The sequence below is a fragment of the Pseudomonas alkylphenolica genome, assembly GCF_004025535.1.
Classification (GTDB): domain Bacteria; phylum Pseudomonadota; class Gammaproteobacteria; order Pseudomonadales; family Pseudomonadaceae; genus Aquipseudomonas; species Aquipseudomonas alkylphenolica_A.
The window spans coordinates 60759-79957 of record NZ_QJRG01000034.1 but is presented as its reverse complement, the minus strand read 5'-3'; the positions used below and the strand labels follow the sequence as shown (position 1 = coordinate 79957).

General features: G+C 52.3%; 15 protein-coding genes. 4 read left to right on the top strand and 11 right to left on the bottom strand.

Annotated features, from left to right (window positions below; translation table 11 throughout):
• Nucleotides 1-3: 3 nt before the first annotated feature.
• From DM813_RS04340 to DM813_RS04325, 4 genes are read right to left on the bottom strand one after another with little or no spacing between them, the layout of a single operon-like run.
• Nucleotides 4-1767 carry an acyl-CoA dehydrogenase gene (locus DM813_RS04340; protein WP_128322205.1) on the bottom strand — a complete coding sequence of 588 codons (1764 nt, stop codon included), beginning with the start codon at nt 1765-1767 and terminating at the stop codon, nt 4-6.
• A gap of 13 nt (nt 1768-1780) precedes the next feature.
• Nucleotides 1781-2542 carry an SDR family NAD(P)-dependent oxidoreductase gene (locus DM813_RS04335; protein ID WP_128322204.1) on the bottom strand — a complete coding sequence of 254 codons (762 nt, stop codon included), beginning with the start codon at nt 2540-2542 and terminating at the stop codon, nt 1781-1783.
• Between the two features lie 37 nt (nt 2543-2579).
• The gene (locus tag DM813_RS04330) at nt 2580-4727 is read right to left on the bottom strand and encodes an acetate--CoA ligase family protein (RefSeq protein WP_128322203.1); all 2148 of its coding nucleotides are present in this window, start codon (nt 4725-4727) and stop codon (nt 2580-2582) included.
• A 59-nt stretch (nt 4728-4786) separates the two neighbouring features.
• On the bottom strand, nt 4787-5575 hold the full coding sequence (locus tag DM813_RS04325; RefSeq protein WP_128322202.1) for a crotonase/enoyl-CoA hydratase family protein: 789 nt from the start codon (nt 5573-5575) through the stop codon (nt 4787-4789).
• Nucleotides 5576-5685: 110 nt separating this feature from the next.
• On the opposite strand from DM813_RS04325, the gene DM813_RS04320 reads away from it, so the two are divergent.
• Nucleotides 5686-6267, top strand: coding sequence for a MarR family winged helix-turn-helix transcriptional regulator (locus DM813_RS04320; RefSeq protein ID WP_128322201.1), 582 nt, complete (start codon nt 5686-5688; stop codon nt 6265-6267).
• 96 nt (nt 6268-6363) lie between these two features.
• Here the strand turns inward: DM813_RS04320 and DM813_RS28910 are convergent, their stop codons facing one another.
• The 6 genes from DM813_RS28910 to DM813_RS04290 form a co-directional block, all read right to left on the bottom strand.
• On the bottom strand, nt 6364-7227 hold the full coding sequence (locus DM813_RS28910) for a methyl-accepting chemotaxis protein (RefSeq protein ID WP_431311928.1): 864 nt from the start codon (nt 7225-7227) through the stop codon (nt 6364-6366).
• Nucleotides 7228-8076: 849 nt separating this feature from the next.
• Nucleotides 8077-9279, bottom strand: a complete 1203-nt coding sequence (gene fdhA, locus DM813_RS04310) for a formaldehyde dehydrogenase, glutathione-independent (protein ID WP_128322199.1) — start codon at nt 9277-9279, stop codon at nt 8077-8079.
• Between the two features lie 80 nt (nt 9280-9359).
• Nucleotides 9360-10814, bottom strand: coding sequence for a coniferyl aldehyde dehydrogenase (locus DM813_RS04305; RefSeq protein ID WP_128322198.1), 1455 nt, complete (start codon nt 10812-10814; stop codon nt 9360-9362).
• Nucleotides 10815-10851: 37 nt separating this feature from the next.
• Entirely contained in the window at nt 10852-12003 is a 1152-nt protein-coding gene (locus DM813_RS04300; RefSeq protein ID WP_128322197.1) for an OmpP1/FadL family transporter, read from the bottom strand.
• 84 nt (nt 12004-12087) lie between these two features.
• Nucleotides 12088-13515: a carotenoid oxygenase family protein gene (locus DM813_RS04295; protein WP_128322196.1), complete on the bottom strand. Its 1428-nt coding sequence runs from the start codon at nt 13513-13515 to the stop codon at nt 12088-12090.
• A 281-nt stretch (nt 13516-13796) separates the two neighbouring features.
• Nucleotides 13797-14267 (bottom strand): MarR family winged helix-turn-helix transcriptional regulator, encoded by a 471-nt coding sequence (locus DM813_RS04290; protein WP_128322195.1) that lies wholly within the window; start codon nt 14265-14267, stop codon nt 13797-13799.
• Between the two features lie 411 nt (nt 14268-14678).
• Between DM813_RS04290 and DM813_RS04285 the strand changes: the two genes are divergently transcribed.
• The 3 genes from DM813_RS04285 to DM813_RS04275 all read left to right on the top strand — a co-directional run bounded on the left by DM813_RS04285 (nt 14679) and on the right by DM813_RS04275 (nt 17866).
• Nucleotides 14679-15746, top strand: a complete 1068-nt coding sequence (locus DM813_RS04285; protein ID WP_128322194.1) for an aromatic ring-hydroxylating dioxygenase subunit alpha — start codon at nt 14679-14681, stop codon at nt 15744-15746.
• Between the two features lie 47 nt (nt 15747-15793).
• Nucleotides 15794-16849 carry an aromatic ring-hydroxylating oxygenase subunit alpha gene (locus tag DM813_RS04280; protein WP_128322193.1) on the top strand — a complete coding sequence of 352 codons (1056 nt, stop codon included), beginning with the start codon at nt 15794-15796 and terminating at the stop codon, nt 16847-16849.
• A 75-nt stretch (nt 16850-16924) separates the two neighbouring features.
• Nucleotides 16925-17866: a PDR/VanB family oxidoreductase gene (locus DM813_RS04275; RefSeq protein ID WP_128322192.1), complete on the top strand. Its 942-nt coding sequence runs from the start codon at nt 16925-16927 to the stop codon at nt 17864-17866.
• 189 nt (nt 17867-18055) lie between these two features.
• On the opposite strand, the gene DM813_RS04270 is transcribed toward DM813_RS04275, so the two are convergent.
• Nucleotides 18056-19105: a patatin-like phospholipase family protein gene (locus tag DM813_RS04270; protein WP_128322191.1), complete on the bottom strand. Its 1050-nt coding sequence runs from the start codon at nt 19103-19105 to the stop codon at nt 18056-18058.
• Nucleotides 19106-19199: the final 94 nt, after the last annotated feature.

Below are 19199 nucleotides of genomic sequence, written 5' to 3'. Positions count from 1 at the left end.
TCCTCATTGTTCTTGTTGCGCTAGTAGGGAGGAAACATTTTCCATTTCAGAAATCAGTACGGCCTCCAGAGAGAAGGACTCAGGCAACAGTTGGGTGTAATAAAACTTCGCCGTTGAGATTTTGAGTTCGTACCATGGGTCGGGCATCTCTTCCAAAGCTGACTTTGCAGCTCCTGCCATTCGTGCCCAGAACCATGCGAACAGCAAGTGGCCAAGTAGCCTCAGGTATGCAGAACATTTGCTGACTGCGCGCCCTAGCTTAGTCAGCTCGAGATCGATCAAAAATCTCGAGATATTACTGACGGAGGTAAGCAGGCGAATTAATGTAGTACGAAACTCATCAAATTTCTGATCTAGCCCGACGCCCTCTGTCCATTCGCGGATAGCCATCAAGAGTTGCCCCAACCTGCGGCCGTTATCTGCTATCACATTACGCATCAAAAGGTCTTTGGCCTGGATTCCCGAAGTTCCTTCATATAGGGTGGTGACCCTAACATCTCTTGCTAACTGTTCGAGGCCGGATTCGCGTATATAGCCGTGGCCGCCCAAGACTTGAATGGCAAGATAGATTGACTGCTGCGCGTTCTCAGTCAGAAAACCCTTAACTATCGGTGTAACTAAATCAAGTGTGTCTAATGCGTGTTTGTTGCGGTACGCATCTGGGTGGTATTCCGAGAGGTCGAACATTATGGCAATCCAATGCGCCAATGCACGGCCACCCTCAGTCCAAGCCTTCTGGGTAAGCAACATTCGCTGGACGTCATCATGTTCGATTAGCAGGCTAGGGGAGGGGCCGTATCCTGATTTACCTTGCCGACGGGTCTGGGCGTACGAGAACGCCTGCTGCATTGCGATCTCACTAATGCCGACAGCTTGCAGTCCCGACAAGAGCCTCGCCTCCTTCATGACTGGAAATATCGCTTCCAGCCCTCCTCCGATTTCACCAACCAACCAACCTCGAGCTTGATCAAATCGCATGGTGCAGGTGGGGCTCCCATGTAACCCCATTTTTTTCTCGATGCCGTCGCAGTACACACCGTTCTGTATTCCACTTTCCAAGAGCTTGGGAATCAAGAAAAGGGTCAAGCCGCGCACCCCAGCAGGTGACCCTGGAAGCCTTGCGAGCACAAGATGCAAGATGTTTGCTGTCAAGTCGTGTTCGGCTCCGCTGACAAAAATCTTGGTGCCCGAAACCAGGTAGGTACCATCGGAGTCATCTGGTACCGCCTTCGTTTTTACAAGGCCTACATCTGAACCAGCTTGCGGCTCAGTCATACACATTGATGACAGCACCTCTCCACTGGTTAAGCGGGGCAACCAAAAGGCCTGAAGCTCTTCGCAGCCATGCTTTCTGAGGCAGCTTGAAACGCAGTGATTAATTGTTGCGGTCATCACGAACGCGTGGCTGCCAGAAGCAATTTGTTCATGAACCATGCTCCAGGCCAGACGCGGAAGTTCTAACCCCCCCATTTCTTGATCAGCGCAAATCGTTGGCCAACCAAGCTCACGAAACGCGCCCCACGCATCCGAAAAGCCTGGGCTAGTGGCTACGTTGCCAGCCGACCATTTGCATCCCTCATGATCAGCCGCGCAATTGACGGCTATCAGTTGATCAGCAGCAAATCGACCTGACTCTCTGATGACCGTTTTCAATGTCATGCTGTCGAAGGGGGCATAACGTGGGATTCCCCGTAGTTCCTCTTCGACGTTGAGAACGTCACAAAGGAGAAACTCGAGATCTCGGTGGGGGGGGTTATAACTCAGCATGTCAATCCCCTTGTTACCGAGGTGCCAACCGAACAGCACCGTCCAGGCGTATTACATCTCCATTCAGGTATCGGTTTTCGGCGATGTGGCCAATCAGCTCTGCGAACTCCTTTGGATCACCCAGCCGGCTTGGGAACGGAATGGCATCGTTCAGGGCTTTACGAAGCTCGGGCGATGCGTTGTCCATCAATGGGGTTTCAAAGATTCCCGGCGCGATGGCCATCGCACGGACACCGAATTGAGCAAACTCACGCGCCAGTTGAATGGTGAGAGAGGCAAGTCCACCTTTCGCTGCGGTATAAGCTGCCTGACCTATCTGTCCTTCGAATGCTGCGACAGATGTAGTGATGAGGATGACCCCACGCTCGCCTTGGGCATCAGGTTCTGATGCAATCATGTCCGCAGCTGCAAGCCGGATCATGTTGAAGGTGCCTATCAGGTTCAGGTTGATAACCTTGGTGAACTCCTCCAAAGCCATCGGGCCTTCTTTACCTACCACGCGGCGTGCGGCACCACCCCCAGCACAATTCACGAGCAAGCGCGCAACTCCGTGTGCCGCACGAGCTTGGGCTATCGCCGCAGTCGCGCTAGCAGAGTCGGTAACATCACAGTGAACTGCTATGCCGCCAAGTTCGGACGCGAGGATTTCTGCGCGTTCACGCTGGATATCCAAGATCGCAACGCGAGCGCCTCGCGAAGCCAGAAACCTTGCCGATGCTTCGCCCAGACCTGAAGCACCACCCGTAACCAAAACTGCTGTGTTTTTGAGATCCATAATTACCTCTATGATCAGATTTCAGATTTCATCGAGCTCAATCGCAAACGATCAGCGCATCCAAGGCCACTACGCCGCGTCCTTCGGGGTACGCGACAAGTGGGTTGATATCGATCTCTGAGATCTCCGGGTGGTCGAGCATTAGTTGGCCGACAGTCGCTACCGCTTCTGCCACGGCTTTCAGATCTACGGCATGAGTGCCTCGGAAGCCTGTTAGTAGCTTGCGAGCCTTGAGGCTAAGCAGCCGATCAATGATCGCAGGCTGCGGAAGCTGAGGAGGTAGTAGCTGAATATCGCCGAGCGCCTCTACCCAGACGCCCCCCAGACCGACCATCAAGACGGGCCCCCACTGAGGGTCTCGGGTGGCTCCGACTACGAGTTCGAGGCCTCGTTCTCCCATGGCTTCGACGAGAACGCCTTCAAGCTCAAGTTCCGGCGCCGCACGGCGAACGTTTTCATGAAGCTGAGTCCAAGAGTCCCTGAGCGCGGAGTCGTCCGAAATGTTCAACAGCACTCCGCCTACCTCACTTTTGTGAGCCAGCGTTGACGCCTGGGCCTTGATCACCACCGGATAGCCAATCGCGTTCGCGATGCGGACTGCTTCGTCAGTGGTTGTCGCCAGCCCGCCTTTAGGGACGTTGATCCCAAGCTTTTTGAGGGCGCGCTTTCCAATCCATTCGGTTTGCGTGCCACTGCCCAGTTCCAAATCCTGGCTAGTAGAAACCGGTGTGGTCGTGGAATGGTTTTTCAGTTCGGCTTGCCGCCGACCAAACTTCGTTATCCGTGCAAGTGCCCGAATGGCTCGCTCAGGTGAGCGCATGATGATGGCTCGTTTTCGTCGAGCTTCATCGACAAATTCTGGTGCCAAGGGCACATCTTCGTTCTGCATTACGAAAATGGCTGGTTTCTGGCTTTGGGAGGCTGTGCCGTTAAGGTAGTGGCCTAACCAGATCAACGAAGCTTCTGGGCCTGGCATGGCCATCGATACCAGCAGGCTGCCAACGGAGGGATCAGCAAGGACATTGGAGACGCCGATTTCAATCAGCTCGGGCTTGTAGGTGAACAGTGTCCCGAGGTCGAGCGGGTTGCGTGGGGGAAGGAACTCTGGAAGGTGCACGCGCAGTGCATCGGCTTGAGCTGGTGCCAGATCTGGTAACTCCAGGCCTAGCGGCTCCACATAGTCCTGGACTAGACCGCAAATGGCACCCGAGGCCGTTACTAGACCAAGGCCACCTACTGGCGATGATGGGTAGCGCAACAGCAGTTGGCCCACGTCAATCGCTTCCTCCAAGCTGTCGACTACCGTAGCGCCGGCATACTCGGCCATGAGTTGCATTGCGGCATGATTGCCTGCCAGTGCACCCGTGTGCGATTTGGCTGCTTCCTGCGAGAGTTCACTTCGGCCTGGGTGAAGTAGAACTACGGCTTTTCCATGCTCGCGGGCAACGCGTACGGCAGCGACAAATTCAGGAGCGGACTTGATCTGCTCTGCGTAAACAACGACGGCCCCGGTGTGCTCATCGGTCGCGAAGAAACGAATCAAGTCAGCCAGGCCAGTCTGGGCCTCATTGCCTGTCGTCATCATGTAGGACAGGGGGACGCCACGAGCCAAAAGGGACGCCGCGATGTGGGCTCCCACACCCCCACTTTGGGCGACTACGGCAATGGCAGGCCCTTGGCTTGGATCAAGCTTCGGAGGGAGTACCAGTTGCACCATCATCACGTAAAACGCGTCAACATAGTTGAAGTAGCCGACGGTGTTAGGCCCGAGCAAGGTCAGGTTTCCGGCGCGAGCGATGCTTGCGATTTCCTGTTGCTGATTTCGACCTTCTTCACCCATCTCCGCGAAGCCCGAAGCAAAGCAAACCGCTCCTCGAACTTTGCGTGATACGCAATCAGTGACGGTTTCCAGGACTGCGGATGACGGCACCATCAAAATTGCCAGACCTACGTCTTCTGGGAGCTCCGACACCGAACTCAGGATCGTGCGGCCTTCGAAGCTTCCACCACTTCTCCCAACAAGATGCACTGTGCCGGTGTAACCACCAGCCAACAGGTTGTTCAAAACTACTTGGCTGGCTGAACCTGGCTTGGTCGACATCCCGATAATCGCGACAGAGTTGGGTCGCAGTATCGGGTTGATATCGAGCTGGTTATTTGCGTTGCTGACTGAATTATTTTCCATGGCAAACCTCTTGTTTTTATCTTCTGCTCTGCATGAGGGTAGCGTTTGTTCGCTAGGGGCTATACCGGTGCAACCTTGCTGGCCCGCTTTTGAAGAAAGGCGTTGACTCGCTCTTTGGCTTCGGGATCTCCCTGGGTCACTGCGGCCATCAATGATTCGGTGAACAGCCCGTGTGACATAGGCTGCTCTGCGATCAAGGGCAGGGCGTTGAGGATTGCGAAGTTGGAGAGGGGGGCATTGCTGGCTACGCGTTCGGCGAGCTCTCGGGCGAGGGCCATACCTTGACCTTTAGGCGTGACGTAATGAGCCAAACCTATCCGTTCCCCTTCTTCGGCAGAGACGACTCGCCCAGTAAGCATCATGTCAGTCACTCGAGAGAAACCGATCAGCTTCGTAATCCGGACGGAGCCACTTCCACCTAGGAAAATTCCACGCTGACCTTCTGGTAGCGCGAAATACGCGTCGTCCTCGGCAATGCGGATGTGAAGGGTAGAGGCCAGCTCAAGGCCTCCACCGACAACTGCGCCATGCATCACCGCGATTACAGGGACACGTCCGAACTGGATCCTGCGGAAGGCCTCGTACCAAACCATTGACGCTTGAATACCTTCTGCAGATGTCGATTCAGTGAGCTCGGACAGATCAAGTCCTGCACAAAAGTGATCACCCGCTCCAGTCAAGATCGCTACCTTCACGGAAGCAGGGAGGGAAGCGAAGATCGACTGCAATTGGTCGATCAGGCCCAAGCTGAGAGCATTACGTTTTTGGGGACGATTGAGAGTGATGGTGGCTACTGCTTCATCGATCTCAAGCGTTACGAGCTGATCATCGCTGACCTTCTGACTCATGGCGATCTCCGTGCTGACATGTGTTCACCCTGGGAGAGGGCTGCCAATGAAAATTCTAAGCTAGGCTTACTGTAATCGTGGTTAACTGTAAACCCGGTTAACAGTTAACCATGCTAGTATTGACCTTTCAACTGGGCTGGAGAAAAAAATTGCAGACAACTGTGACTGCTGGTGAGGCTGAACCAGCCTCTGAGGTAACGGCGCGAGGACGAGGCGGAAAGCCTGCGCGTAGTGCTAAAGGAAGTTTTTCCGTTGAAAAATCGGGAGGGCATGAGCTGGATGTGTTCACTGGTACGCTGGGGTATTCGCTAAAGCGCGCCCAGGTGCGCTCCTATGAAATGTTCTTTGCAGTGATAGGAGAAAACGCGATATCGCCAGGCCGTATGGCAGCACTTTCTTTAATCGGAATGGAGCCAGGCGTGACTCAATCGGCAGTGGCTGAGAAGCTGGCAATAAGTCGGCCTGCGATGGGCAAGGTAATCGACGCCCTCGAGACTCGTGGCTTGATCGAGAGGCGAGCGGTAGAAGGTAATCGCCGAAGCTACTCACTGAATCTCACGGCTCAAGGCCGTCAGGAATTGAACCTGCTTGCCCAGCAGATCCAGACGTACGAAGATCGGCTTGCAGCTAATCTCACTGGAGCCGAGCGAGCTCAATTGATTCAGCTGCTTGAGAAGGTGGGGATGGATTGATAAATACGGGGCCTACAGTGGGGCGCTTTTGTTGGCAATTCTGAAAGGGCTTTATGAAGTAGACTGGCGCTAATACAGTCCAGTCTATAGAGCGCCTTAAAGAGAAAATCTTTCGACGGATGCCCGCAAGTCAGTACCTAGCCGGGAAAGGTCTTCGATTGCGTGAAGCGCTTTGGAGGATGCACTTGCCGAAGTGTCAGCCAATTGCCGCACATTGAGGATATTCTGATGAATTTCCCCCACCGCTGCACCTTGCTCCTCAGCTGCGGCTGCGATCTGTTGGTTCATAGACTGAATGTTAGCTACAGAAGTCCTAATTTCAATCAGAAACTCTCGTACTGCCCGAGCATTGCTGACAACTTCCATGGATCGATTGTTGCCCTGATTAACCAAGGCTGTCGCATATTCACTTCTTTTTTGCAGTGTAGTCACCAAGTGCTCGATTTCGGTAGTCGACTGCTGTGTTCGCATTGCAAGAGCCCTTACCTCATCAGCTACAACTGCGAATCCACGGCCTTGTTCACCAGCCCTGGCCGCCTCAATCGCAGCATTCAAAGCCAGTAAGTTGGTTTGTTGTGCAACTGAATTGATGACATCGACTATCTGGCCAATGCGATCACCATCTTTTTGTAAAAGATCCATTGTGGAGCCCAGTTGTTGTATTTCGACAGCGAGGCTCTCTATCTGAGTAACTGTATTCACTACTGTTTTCTCACCATCGCCGGCCTTGGTGTCTGCTATACCAGCAGCCAGGGCAGCTTGGCTAGTGTTCTTCGCAATATCTTGGACGGTTAAAACCAGTTCGTCTATTGAGTGGCTCAGGTGATCCACTTCAGTTTTTTGCTTGGATGTATCTTTCTGAGCGCAGGTACTCTCACTGTGCAGTTGTTCTGAAGCTGTGCTGAGCTGGGCTGCATAGACCTGGATGTTGCCTACTAAGCTTCGAAGGCCATTAGACATACTGAATGTTGCGCGCTGCAACTCGCCGATTTCGTCTTGTCTTATGGACGGTTGAGTTTCAATCAGATTTCCGTTGGAAATTTGACTGGCAATTGTGACCAGACCCTGAAGTGGAGGAACCAGCAGCTTGGAAATCATCCAAACTGAAATTCCGCTGCCAAGCATCGCTAAAGCTGTAGCGATACTTAGGAGCAGATATATGTTGTTTGTTACGGCGGCGTGCTTTGCCTCAAGTTTGTTTGATATGGTATCAAGAAGCTCTAAGATGGGTCTGGAATTTTGATGCGTGATTTTGGGTTGTTCAGAATGGTCGGGGGAGGTTGTTGTTAGATTCTGGATTTCGATATCAATCTGATTTACGTATTCGCTCGGCAATCCGGCAGTTTTTAGAGCTGAAAGTTTTTCGGTGATACTTTTGAAATCTGTATTGAAAGTGCTCTGGTGTGTTAGTGAGCTTAAATGGGTGTCGCTATGTTGTAATTGTATTGATCTGTAAGTTTGATTTATTAAGGTTGATTGAGTGTAGATGTTGTTGAGAAGATAATTTCCTATAAAGCCTGTGGTCGTAACTCCCATGCCTACGAATAAAACGCACGAGAAAGTTAATGCTAGTTTTTTTTGGACTTTTAAGTTTGAAAGTAAGCTTTGGTGCGGTTGGTTGAATTTATTCATTTGTCTTATTTTTATGAGTTTGGTTGCCTCTACTGCTTCTGGTCGAAGGGCTAAGGTCTACCGTGAGGTTAGAGGGCCGCTACGGATTTATTTCAAGTGTAGCGCGGTCTGTAGCGTGCAGTAACATTATGATCTGGATGTCCAGATCATAATGCTGTTCTTAGTGGCGCCGATTATTTATGAGGCTTTGCTGAAAGTGTTGTGTGGGTCAATAACGAACTTCTTAGGAACACCTGCATCAAACTCTCCGTATCCTTTAGGTGCATCGTCCAGGCTGATCACCTGCACCCCGACGACCTCGGCGATGTTGATACGATCCCACATGATTGCCTGCATCAATTGGCGGTTGTACTTCATCACTGGAGTCTGGCCGGTGTGGAAACTGTGGGACTTCGCCCAGCCCAAACCAAAGCGCACGCTCAGGCTACCTGACTTAGCGGCGGCATCTACCGCTCCTGGATCTTCGGTGACGTACAGCCCTGGGATGCCAATCTTGCCCGCGACTCGGGTGATCTGCATCAAGGAGTTGAGGACAATCGCTGGAGCTTCCTGCTTCACCCCTGCATGGCCGTGCCCGCGCGCTTCAAATCCAACCGCATCGACAGCGCAATCGACTTCGGGCTCACCGAGTATGGCTGCAATCTGCTCGTGCAACGGGGTATCGGTAGAGAGGTCGGCGACCTCGAAACCAACTGCTTTTGCGTGCGCAAGGCGGACAGGGTTAACGTCACCAACGATGACTACGGAAGCGCCGAGCAGCCTAGCCGATGCAGCAGCAGCCAAGCCAACTGGCCCAGCCCCTGCGACGTAAACAGTGCTGCCTGGGCCTACACCCGCAGTCACTGCACCATGGTAACCAGTGGGGAGGATGTCGGAGAGACATGTCAGGTCGCGGATTTTCTCCATTGCTTTATCGCGATCGGGAAGCTTCAGCAGGTTGAAGTCGGCGTAAGGGACGAAGACATACTCAGCTTGGCCGCCCGTCCAATCACCCATATCCACATAACCGTATGCACCACCGGGCCTGGCTGGGTTCACGGTCAGGCAGACACCTGTATGTTGTTCCTTGCAGGATCGGCAGCGTCCGCAGGCTACGTTAAAAGGTACAGAAACAAGATCACCAATCTGGAGGTGCTCAACGCCTTGCCCCTTTTCGATAACCTGGCCGGTGATTTCATGACCCAGTACCAACCCTACTTGGGCTGTAGTGCGCCCGCGCACCATGTGCTGATCCGAGCCGCAGATATTGGTAGACACTACCTTCAGAATGACACCGTGCTCAATCTTCTTCCCGCGAGGATCTTGCATTTTCGGGTAGTCAATCTTTTGTACTTCGACCTGACCCGCGCCGAGATAAACGACACCACGATTACCGCTCATAAACAGTCTCCGGTTGATTAAGCTATATTTACAGTAAAGGCAGCATTTAATACAGGTGATGCCTTCAAGAGGGTCAAGTATTAAACTTTTGACCCAGGGGTATCATCGACAAGCAACAGGTCGATGATTTGATCTTGCAGTTCACCAAATGGGGCTCGAAGTGCTATATTCGACTCTCCGGCCTCACTCTGGTGGACGACAGGCTTGAGGTGGCTGAAGCGACGGAATCCATATATACCGTGGTATTGCCCAATTCCGGACGCGCCTACTCCGCCAACAGGTATGTCTTCGGAAAAGGCATGGGTCATCACATCATTTACAACAATGGCACCAGAAGTAGTTCGCTGCGTAAGCTCGACAACCTCTTGTTCATTGTTTCCAAAATAGTAAAGTGCGAGTGGTCGTTCTTTGTTGTTGATTACTTCAACGGCTGCCGAGAAATTTTCGATGACATGAATAGGGAGCAGTGGGCCGAAAATTTCCTCTTGCATTACTTTCATGCTGTCATCGACATCAAGAATCAATGTAGGGGGGTACTTCTTGCTCCGTTCTCCGTCGAAGATCTCTAGAGCAGGATTTATCGGGAAAGCAGTTGCCCCTTTGGCAAGGGCATCTGCTACCAGGCTTGCTTGGCGAGCGTAAGCTGCATGAGAAATCATGGACGTGTAGTCTGGATTTCCAAGGAGGCTTGGGTACATCTCTGTCGTGCTGGCCACTAGCTCCGTTAGGAGTTCATCGACTTGGGACTGCTCGACAAGAATGTAATCCGGAGCCAAGCAGATCTGACCGGCGTTAAACGCTTTGATAGCCATGATGCGTTTGGCGGCTACCTTGAGGTCAGCGGTCTTGGATATCACGACAGGGGACTTACCACCAAGCTCCAATGTCACCGGCACCAGATGCTCCGCCGCTGCCCTCGAAATATGCTTAGCAACTGCCGTACTGCCCGTGAACATAAGGTGGTCGAACGGCAGTGCACTAAATGCTGCGCCAACGCTGGAATCACCGCAAAAAACGGCGAATTCAGACTCGTCGAAATACTCTTGTACAAGCGAGGCCAGCAGGTCAGATGTCCGGGGCGTTAACTCGGAGGGTTTGAGCATTGCCCGGTTTCCGGCTGCGAAGGCGGCAGCAACTGGGCTGAGCGAAAGGATGATCGGGAAGTTCCATGGGCTTATAACACCCACGACACCGAGCGGTTGATACTCGATGGTGGTTTTTACACCTGGGAAGGGATCGGCGAGATGCTCGGGCTGCATCCAGGACGTGAGATTATCCCGATTATGCTTGATGGCATGGACGGTAACGCCGATATCCCCGAGCAGGCTTTGGTGCTTGCTTCGATGGCCGAAGTCCTCACTAATGACCTCGGCCAGGGCGTGGCTATTTTTAACGACCATTTCTATCAGACGATCAAGTCGTTCAATTCGGACTTGGGCGGAGGGCAAGCCATCAGCCCCTTGGCTCTTCCGCATCCGCTCTAGAACCTGTGTCATCTTGGCGATTGTGGCTGCGTTATGCTCGCTAATATTCATCTTTATGGCTGCTCCTCAGTCAATAACAATTGGTCAGTTAAAATTTCCAGCCGTAACCAACTGTGAGCGTGTACATGTCAACGTCCAGCTTCGTGCCTTCGCTAGGCCCAGTTCCATCGAGGGTCTTTCCGTAGTCATACTCTGCGGTAATGTTGATCTCACCGTTTTCGCTGACTTTTCTAGTAGCACCAGCTGTAAATGCCGTACTGTTAATGCCGACCAACAGGAAGTTAGGAGTAGCATACTTTCCTGTTGTATGGAGACGGCCATGGCTTACGCCAGCCCTGAACTGCCAGTCACGGTTGAAGTTGTATTCGGCACCTAGCTTGACGATATCTTGGTCGCGCCAGCCAAAGTTTTCCGAGAAAGCATCAACATTCGACCAGCTTACGTGTTCATAATCGAGCGCGGCCGTCCACTTGTCATTGAATTTTTGCTTGATGCCCAAGCTATAACTCTCGGGGCTATCGATGGAACCACCGGAGCCAGCTAGTAATTCGTCTTTATAGCCGGAGAGTTTACTCATCTCCATTTTAGGTTTGTAGCTAGCACCAATTGCGAATCCATTATCAAAGTTCCACAAGGCGCCCGCCTTCCAGCTGTGGCCATATGCTTTCTCGGTACCAAAGTCCTCGTTTTGACCACCAGGAAATGGCCCAGGCAGACCTTGCACATAAAATTTTTGGATGCCATATACATACGATAGGCCAAGTGCTAAGCCGTTATCGAATTTATAGGTGATGGTGGGTAGAATATCAACCTGGCTCAAGGCGCCACGAGCACGTCGTAGACCAGGAATCGGAGCGACTGGGTCATCGTATTTAAATCCGACACCGCTGGCATATGTGGATAAGCCTATTGTTATGTGTGGTGTCAGCTGATAGTTGACACCAAACTCTGGGATAGGCACGACTATTGACCCTTCGTGTTTATTTTCCGGAGAGCCAAGTTCAAGATCAGCTGATGCGTAAATGATCTGTATGTCAGCATCGACGCGGTTGCCAACTTCAGCCATCCCCGCTGGGTTGTTGGCAGCCGCTATTGCATCCTGAGGATATGCGACCGAAGCACCGCCCATTGATTGGGCCTTAGCTCCGTAACCCGCTAAGTGTGTTCCTTGTGTAGCCCAAGCATTTGAGGAACAGGCAGCTACTGCAACGACAAGGCCGATTACTTTCTTATTCTTCATTGGAGTGTACCGATGTCAGGATGCGATTCTGCAGAACAATGAATACAAATTTGTCGTTCTACAGTACAAGTTTAGGGGCAGGTTTTAGACTTCTGGATGCCAGCTGCCGTGAAACCCGTATGGCACTCGTTGCGGAAGTTTAACCTTCGCAATTGGGCCTTTAGCCACGTCTTCAGCGTCGAATACGGCAAAGTAGCTAGCTGCTTCCGACTTCACATACATCACGGTAACCAGCCAACCGTCGCCTTCAGCAGACTCGGGCGAGCGGGGGACAAAGAGTGGTTCGTGGAAATAGGAGCGACTCTCCGGCGTAAAGAATTTCTTCTCACCGGTTTCGACATTGATATGAACCAGAGTGTCGAAGAAGCTGCCAGGATAAAAAGCGCCTTGCTGCGAGACGTAGTAACCATGGCGATAGTGTTCGCCAATGTAGCGTCCATCAACCACAGGGAACTCGCCCAAGAAATCGCTGAGCACTTCCTCGGTGTAGGATTCGTTCCCTTCAGACAAGTCGAATTCGAATCGCACGAGCTGACCGCCACGCACGTCATCGCTTAGCCAAGGAACGAAATTTTCGCCTTTCCAGTCCGGGAATAGGGGGATCGCATGGAACTTGAACAGGTCGAGGATGACTTTTTCTTGGCCATTCTCTTCGACAGTGAATGCATTCTGGACGTGGTACGAGTAGCAGGGATCACCTTTAAACCAGCGGATTTTATTTACCGACTCATTGCGCTCCACGATGCCGATGAAAGTACCTTTTTCCGGCTCCCAAGCCAGAGCGGAACCTCCCGCCATGGCGCGCTCGATGCTAATCGTGGCAGGGTAAATCGGGAAGATGAGGTGCTTGGCAGTGATAGCAAAGTCGTGAACAACGCTAGGGAAGGGGGCCTCGAAGCGTTCGTTACGGATCAGAACACCGTTGGTGTCGAGTTCATTGTACTGGATGGTCGGAGTGCCGAATCCGGAAGCCTGGTATCCAAAGCCGAGCAAATGCCCTGTATGGGGATCGATCTTCGGGTGAGCGGTAAATGGCCCTTGGTATTTACCATCCGCATCCCAGAGCTTCTCTGTTTGCAGGGTGCCTCGATCCAAGAGCATTGGTAGATTGAACTCTTCGAAAGCGAAGAGCTTCCCGCCAAGCACAATTGCATTGGTGTTGGCGAAGTGAGGATTCAGCCCGTTAGCGGGGGCAGGAGACGCGGTCGAGATGAGTCGCTCACCAGCCTTCTCCTGAGCATTAAACTGTTCGGTTCTGACCCACCGGTTTCTGTAGCTGACCTTGCCATCTTTGACCTGAACCGCGTGGATCATCCCTTCAGAGAAGAACCAGTGGTGTTCGGCACCGAGAGGGGGGAACTGGGGATTAGGCCCATTGCGGTAGAGGGTTCCCTGCAGTCCAGCAGGAATCTCGCCGATCACCTCCAAGTCCTGGTTGTAGAGCTCCTGATCAACCGGGCGATAGTTTTCTTGGAGCATGGGATGGTCGGCGTATGGCAATGCAGAGTTCATGATTTTGGCCTCTTATGTTTTTTGTAGGCATCACAGGTTGCAGCAAGTCACTTGCGGAGACAGAGGCTGTCGGCAACCTCTGGAGGTGGCATCTGTCCGCATCGATGTCCGCTAATCACGATCACCAATGCGTATAGTGATATACCCAATCTGGTTGAGGTGTCAACCATGTTGAGCTGGGAAATCACCTCTCATCCCTGTTAATCCATTGCTATCAGGTGAGTGGTATTTGGCCGGTTAGACGGGGAAGTCGGCGCTAGAGGGGGCGCAAACCAACGGGTTCACTCCAGGGGGCTCTGACCGACAAGATTCGCGCTAGAGACGTTTCCATGCATGCGACGGAGCAGGTCGAGCAGTGTCTCAACCTCTTTTGCTGACAAACCTGCCAAGAGCCGTTTCTCTCTCTCCAGCGCTACAGCAATGATTTTGTCGTGTAGCTCAAAGCCTTTGGGTGTGAGGCTCAGTGTGACGCTTCGACCGTCGTTAGGATTGACCTTGGTCGAGATATCCTCGGATTTGATGAGCTGTTGCACTGCTCGGCTCACAGCCGCTTTGTCCAGCCCAATTACTTGGGCAATACGATTTGCTGTGATGTTCTCCTCAACTGCGAGCATCGAGAGCATCCGCCATTCGATGATCCCGACACCGAATTCCTTGCGGTAGCAGGCAGACGCTCCAGCGGACATTTTGTTGTAGATAAAGCCCAGCAGACCAGGCACGTAGCGGTTCAAATCGAGACGGGGGGTGTGCATATGAAGGCCATAGCTCAGAAATGACGGAAGGCGCTTTTACCATACCTCATTGTTTTCTGGGTTGCTTGGTTGACCTTTCTGCTCGGTTCCTTGCGCTGTGGCCAACGTAACAGCTGGCATTAGGAAAGCGTACCGATCATCCACGGAGAAAGAAAACTGGTTGACATCTCAACTACATTGATTATTCTCAGCTCATGCCCACACCGAGCTTGGGCGGCACCTCATAAAAAAAGAATGGTGGAAAACATGACCGTGACATCGAAGCCCCTTTCTTTCTCAGGTAGACCCATCAGTCGTCTGCTGGGCTAAGCCATCCTCGATCGCCCTCTAGCCGTGGGTATTTTCATAGTAGGGATCGACTGAGCCGTCCCCTGCTTGCGTTAACTACGACTACTGCATAAGGAGAATAAAATGTCAGTACAGATCGTCGAACCGGGGGTAGCCCTGCCTGCTGCAGTACCGCAGTTCCCTCTGGATCAATGGTACGTGGCCGGTTTTTCATGGGAACTGAAAGATAAGCCGATTGGCCGGACTTTTCTCAACAAGCCAGTCGTGCTGTTCAGGACAACGGAGGGTGAGATATGTGCACTTGAAAACCGTTGCTGCCATCGCGCTTTGCCTTTGTCAGACGGCACAGTGGAGGAGGGCGGGATTCGCTGCGGCTACCATGGTCTTCTTTTTGATGGTGCTGGCCGGTGTATTGATATCCCAGGGCAAACAAAAATTCCGGGTAAGGCGATAGTTCCCGCTTACCATATTCGTGAGCAGGATCAAATTTTGTGGATTTGGTTTGGCAGCACTAGCGATAGCGAGCCAAGTTTCGAGCCTCCACAATATGATGTTCACAGTAGCGGTCGCTACTTGTTCGATGGTGATGTCTATCACTATGACGCGCCTTGGCAGTTAGTTCACGACAATTTGATGGACTTAAGCCATCTAGGGTACGTGCACCTGAAGACTATCGGCGGGAACGCCAAAGTTCACATGAATGCCGAAATGAAGGTTGAAGCAGGTGATGAATGGGTGCGTGTAGTTCGCCATATGCCTGGATCAACCCCTCCGCCAACCTACACTGCCGCCTTCCCCTTTAAAGGCGAAGTCGACCGTTGGCAGGAAATTGAGTTTCACGTCAATCACCTGCGAATCTGGTCTGGGGCGGCGGACGCAGGAACCTGCGATTTAAATGACCCAAATCGAGGCGGTTTCCACATGAAGGGTTTCCATGGAGTTACCCCTGAGACAGAAACTACATGCCATTATTTCTGGTCAGTTGCGACGAACCCAGTCCGTGACCCAGAAGAAACGAAGCAGAAAGTGATCGAGCAGTCGAAGATGACGTTTGATGAAGACAAGGTCGTCATCGAATCGCAATACAAAAACATGCTTCGATTCGGAGATAGGCCAATGATCGATATTCATGTTGATGTCGGCCCAAATCGCGCTCGCAAAATTATTGAAAAGCTCAAATCCATTAGCTGAGCCTCTAATTAGATACCGGCAATAAGTATAATCAGCTGGAGAATGTCATGTTTCTTAAAAACTCGTGGTATGTCGCTTGTACGCCTGATGAAATTGAATCTAAGCCACTGGGCAGGAAAATCTGCGGTGAAAATATTGCCTTCTATCGTGGCAAGGAGGGGGAAGTAGCAGCGGTGGAAAACTTCTGCCCTCACCGTGGTGCTCCCCTTTCTTTGGGCTACGTCGAAGACGGTAATTTGGTATGTGGGTATCACGGCCTCGTGATGGGTTGTGATGGTAAAACCGTGTCCATGCCAGGGCAGCGAGTTCGCGGCTTCCCATGCATAAAATCCTATGCAGTCGTTGAACGGTATGGATTCATTTGGGTATGGCCTGGCGACAAAGCTCTTGCCGATCCTGCGTTGATCCACCACCTTGAATGGGCCGTGAGTCCTGATTGGGCTTATGGTGGTGGCTTGTTCCACATCAAATGCGACTACCGCTTGATGATCGACAACCTCATGGACTTGACCCATGAAACGTATGTTCACTCATCGAGTATCGGTCAGAAGGAGATCGATGAGGCGCTGCCAATTACTACCGTCGATGGTGAGGAGGTAGTCACCGCCCGGCACATGGAAAACATCATGGCCCCGCCGTTCTGGCAAATGGCATTGCGGGGTAACGATCTCGCAGATGACGTACCTGTTGACCGTTGGCAGATCTGCCGCTTCACGCCACCAAGTCATGTGATGATCGAAGTTGGTGTGGCTCACGCTGGTAATGGCGGCTACGACGCTCCAGATCATCTCAAGGCTTCAAGCATTGTGGTCGACTTCATCACACCCGAGACGGAGACATCCCATTGGTACTTCTGGGGTATGGCGCGGAAATTCAAACCTAATGACCTGGCTTTGACGGATACAATCCGAGAAGGGCAAGGGAAAATCTTTGGTGAAGACCTCGACATGCTCGAACAACAACAGAGCAACCTGTTGACCTACCCTGAGCGCGGTCTTCTCAAGTTGAATATCGACTCCGGTGGTGTGCAGTCTCGTCGTGTGCTTGAGCGCCTACTTGCTGATGAGCACCAGTTGATTGCTAAAGAAAGCTCAGTCGCTTAATCAAAAGCTACCGAATAATAAAAGTGAGATTGCTTCAGGGGGAGTATTAACTACCCCTGAAGTCGGAGGTGTATTATGCTTGCCGTTCAGATTAAATCGATTAGCCGTGAAGCCCGCGATGTTGTAAGTCTGGAGTTTGTTGCGGCAGATGGTTCAGAGCTTCCGCAGTTCGAAGCTGGATCTCATATCGATGTTCACCTTCCAAACGGGCTAATTCGGCAGTATTCGCTTTGTAATGCTCCACACGAGCGTGATCGTTACCTAGTCGGTGTTTTGCTTGATCCAAACTCTCGCGGAGGCTCCAAGGCTGTACATGAGTTGCTTGAAGGTTCCGAAATTAATATCGGTGAACCTCGCAATTTGTTCCCCTTGGTCGAGTCTAAAGGAAAATCGTTACTCTTTGCGGGCGGTATTGGGATCACCCCGATTCTCTGCATGGCGGAAAGCCTGCAAAACTCTGGTGCTAATTTTGAGCTCCACTATTGCTCACGCTCGAGAGAGCAAGCGGCGTTTGTTGGCCGAATCCAAGACAGCCCGTTCGCATCTAATGCCAATTTCCATTGGGATGATCAAAAGTCAGCCGACATTGCCGGGTTGCTGAGCTCTCCTCAAGCTGATGATCATCTGTATGTCTGCGGGCCATCAGGCTTCATGGACTTTGTGCTAAAAACAGCAGAGGCCCAAGGCTGGGCCAAAGACCAGTTGCACCGTGAATACTTCAGCGCTGAACCGAAATCTGATGCTGAAAATGGTTCTTTTGAAGTACAGATTGCTAGTACCGGCCAGTTGATTACCGTTGCATCAGAATCTACAGTTGCGGAGGCACTTATTGCCGCTGGTGTAGAGATCCAGATGTCTTGCGAGCAGGGAATCTGTGGAACTTGTGTAACTCGGGTTCTGGAGGGTATTCCAGATCATCGGGATATGTATTTGACCGAGGATGAACAGCAGGCGAATAATCAGTTTACACCGTGCTGTTCGCGTGCCAAGAGTGCTCGTTTAGTCTTGGATATCTAGCTCTCGTTACTTGGTGAGTAGGGGCATAACTTGCTGGGTTAGTAAGATTGTAAAGGCTGAGCCTAAACTCTTTTGGTGCGCTTTGAGCAATGATGTTGGGTGCATCATTGCTCTTTTTTTCTTATAGAACAAGTGCCTATAAGGGCGCTGGCAGTCACAAGGCGAGTAAGTGAGCTCGCTAGGTGGCGTTCAAAGAAATTCTTTTCGAATGTCGATGCTCGAGCGTTCGCCAATATTCCGGTAGTTCTCCGTTAGCCACGCGTCAGCCTCGTGTCGTCCGTTGTCGCGTAGCCCGCAAAGAAAGTCCCAGTCCGCGTTGTACTTGCTGGACACGCTAAGCGCGCACATCGCCTCGTCAGACTTAATGGAGTGGATCAGCATCTCCTTCATATCGTTGCGATCGACCTTGCCTTGCTGAATGAGGTCGGTGACAAAAGCGATGGTACGCAGCTCACGCATCAGCGAGGAGTTGAAGCTAATTTCACTGATGCGGTTGAGAATATCGGCAGCGGTAATGGGCACGCCTGGACGGACGAGTGGGTTGATGTGGACGATCACCACATCGCGTGTATTGCAGTGATAGATCAGCGGGAAAATGGCCGGGTTCCCCATATAGCCACCATCCCAGTAGTTCTGCCCGTCGATCGTCACCGCCTGGAACAGCGTCGGTACACAGGCCGAAGCAAGCACCGCTTCTGCGCAGATGTCCTCGCCCGTAAAAATGCGTATCTTCCCCGTCTCGACATTGGTCGCACACAGATAGAGGTGGAACGGGCATTGGCTTCGCAAGGCGGCGAAATCGACCTGCCTTTCCAGCACTTCCCGCAGCGGACTCAAGTTGCGGCGATTGAATTGGTAAGGCGAGAAGATACGAAGCGTCATGTCCGCGAATGTATACATGGGCGAATAGTCCAGCCCAAAGCTGTGCGTCCCTTTCAGCCATGGCATCCAGCGCAACGGGTTATAACGCTCGGCGGATTGCGCCACGGCGAACCAGAAATCGTGCAGCGCCTGGCGTGCGCCGGCGTCACCATCTTGCAGCATGCCGTAAGCCAGCACAGCGGCATTCATCGCGCCGGCACTGGTTGCGCTCACCCCTTCAATGGCAAGCCTGCCGTCCTCGAGCAACCGATCGAGCACGCCCCAGGTGAATGCACCGTGCATCCCGCCGCCCTGCAAAGCTAGCGCGACCGGCTTACGCTCGTCACTGCCTTTAGGCTTTGCGTTCGTCGTGGTCATTCTGGGTTTCCTCGTTGGTGCTGAGCCGCACTGAAACTTACTGTGACGCTTCGACATGTAACGTGCCCGTCGACGACACGCCGATGCTCCATTC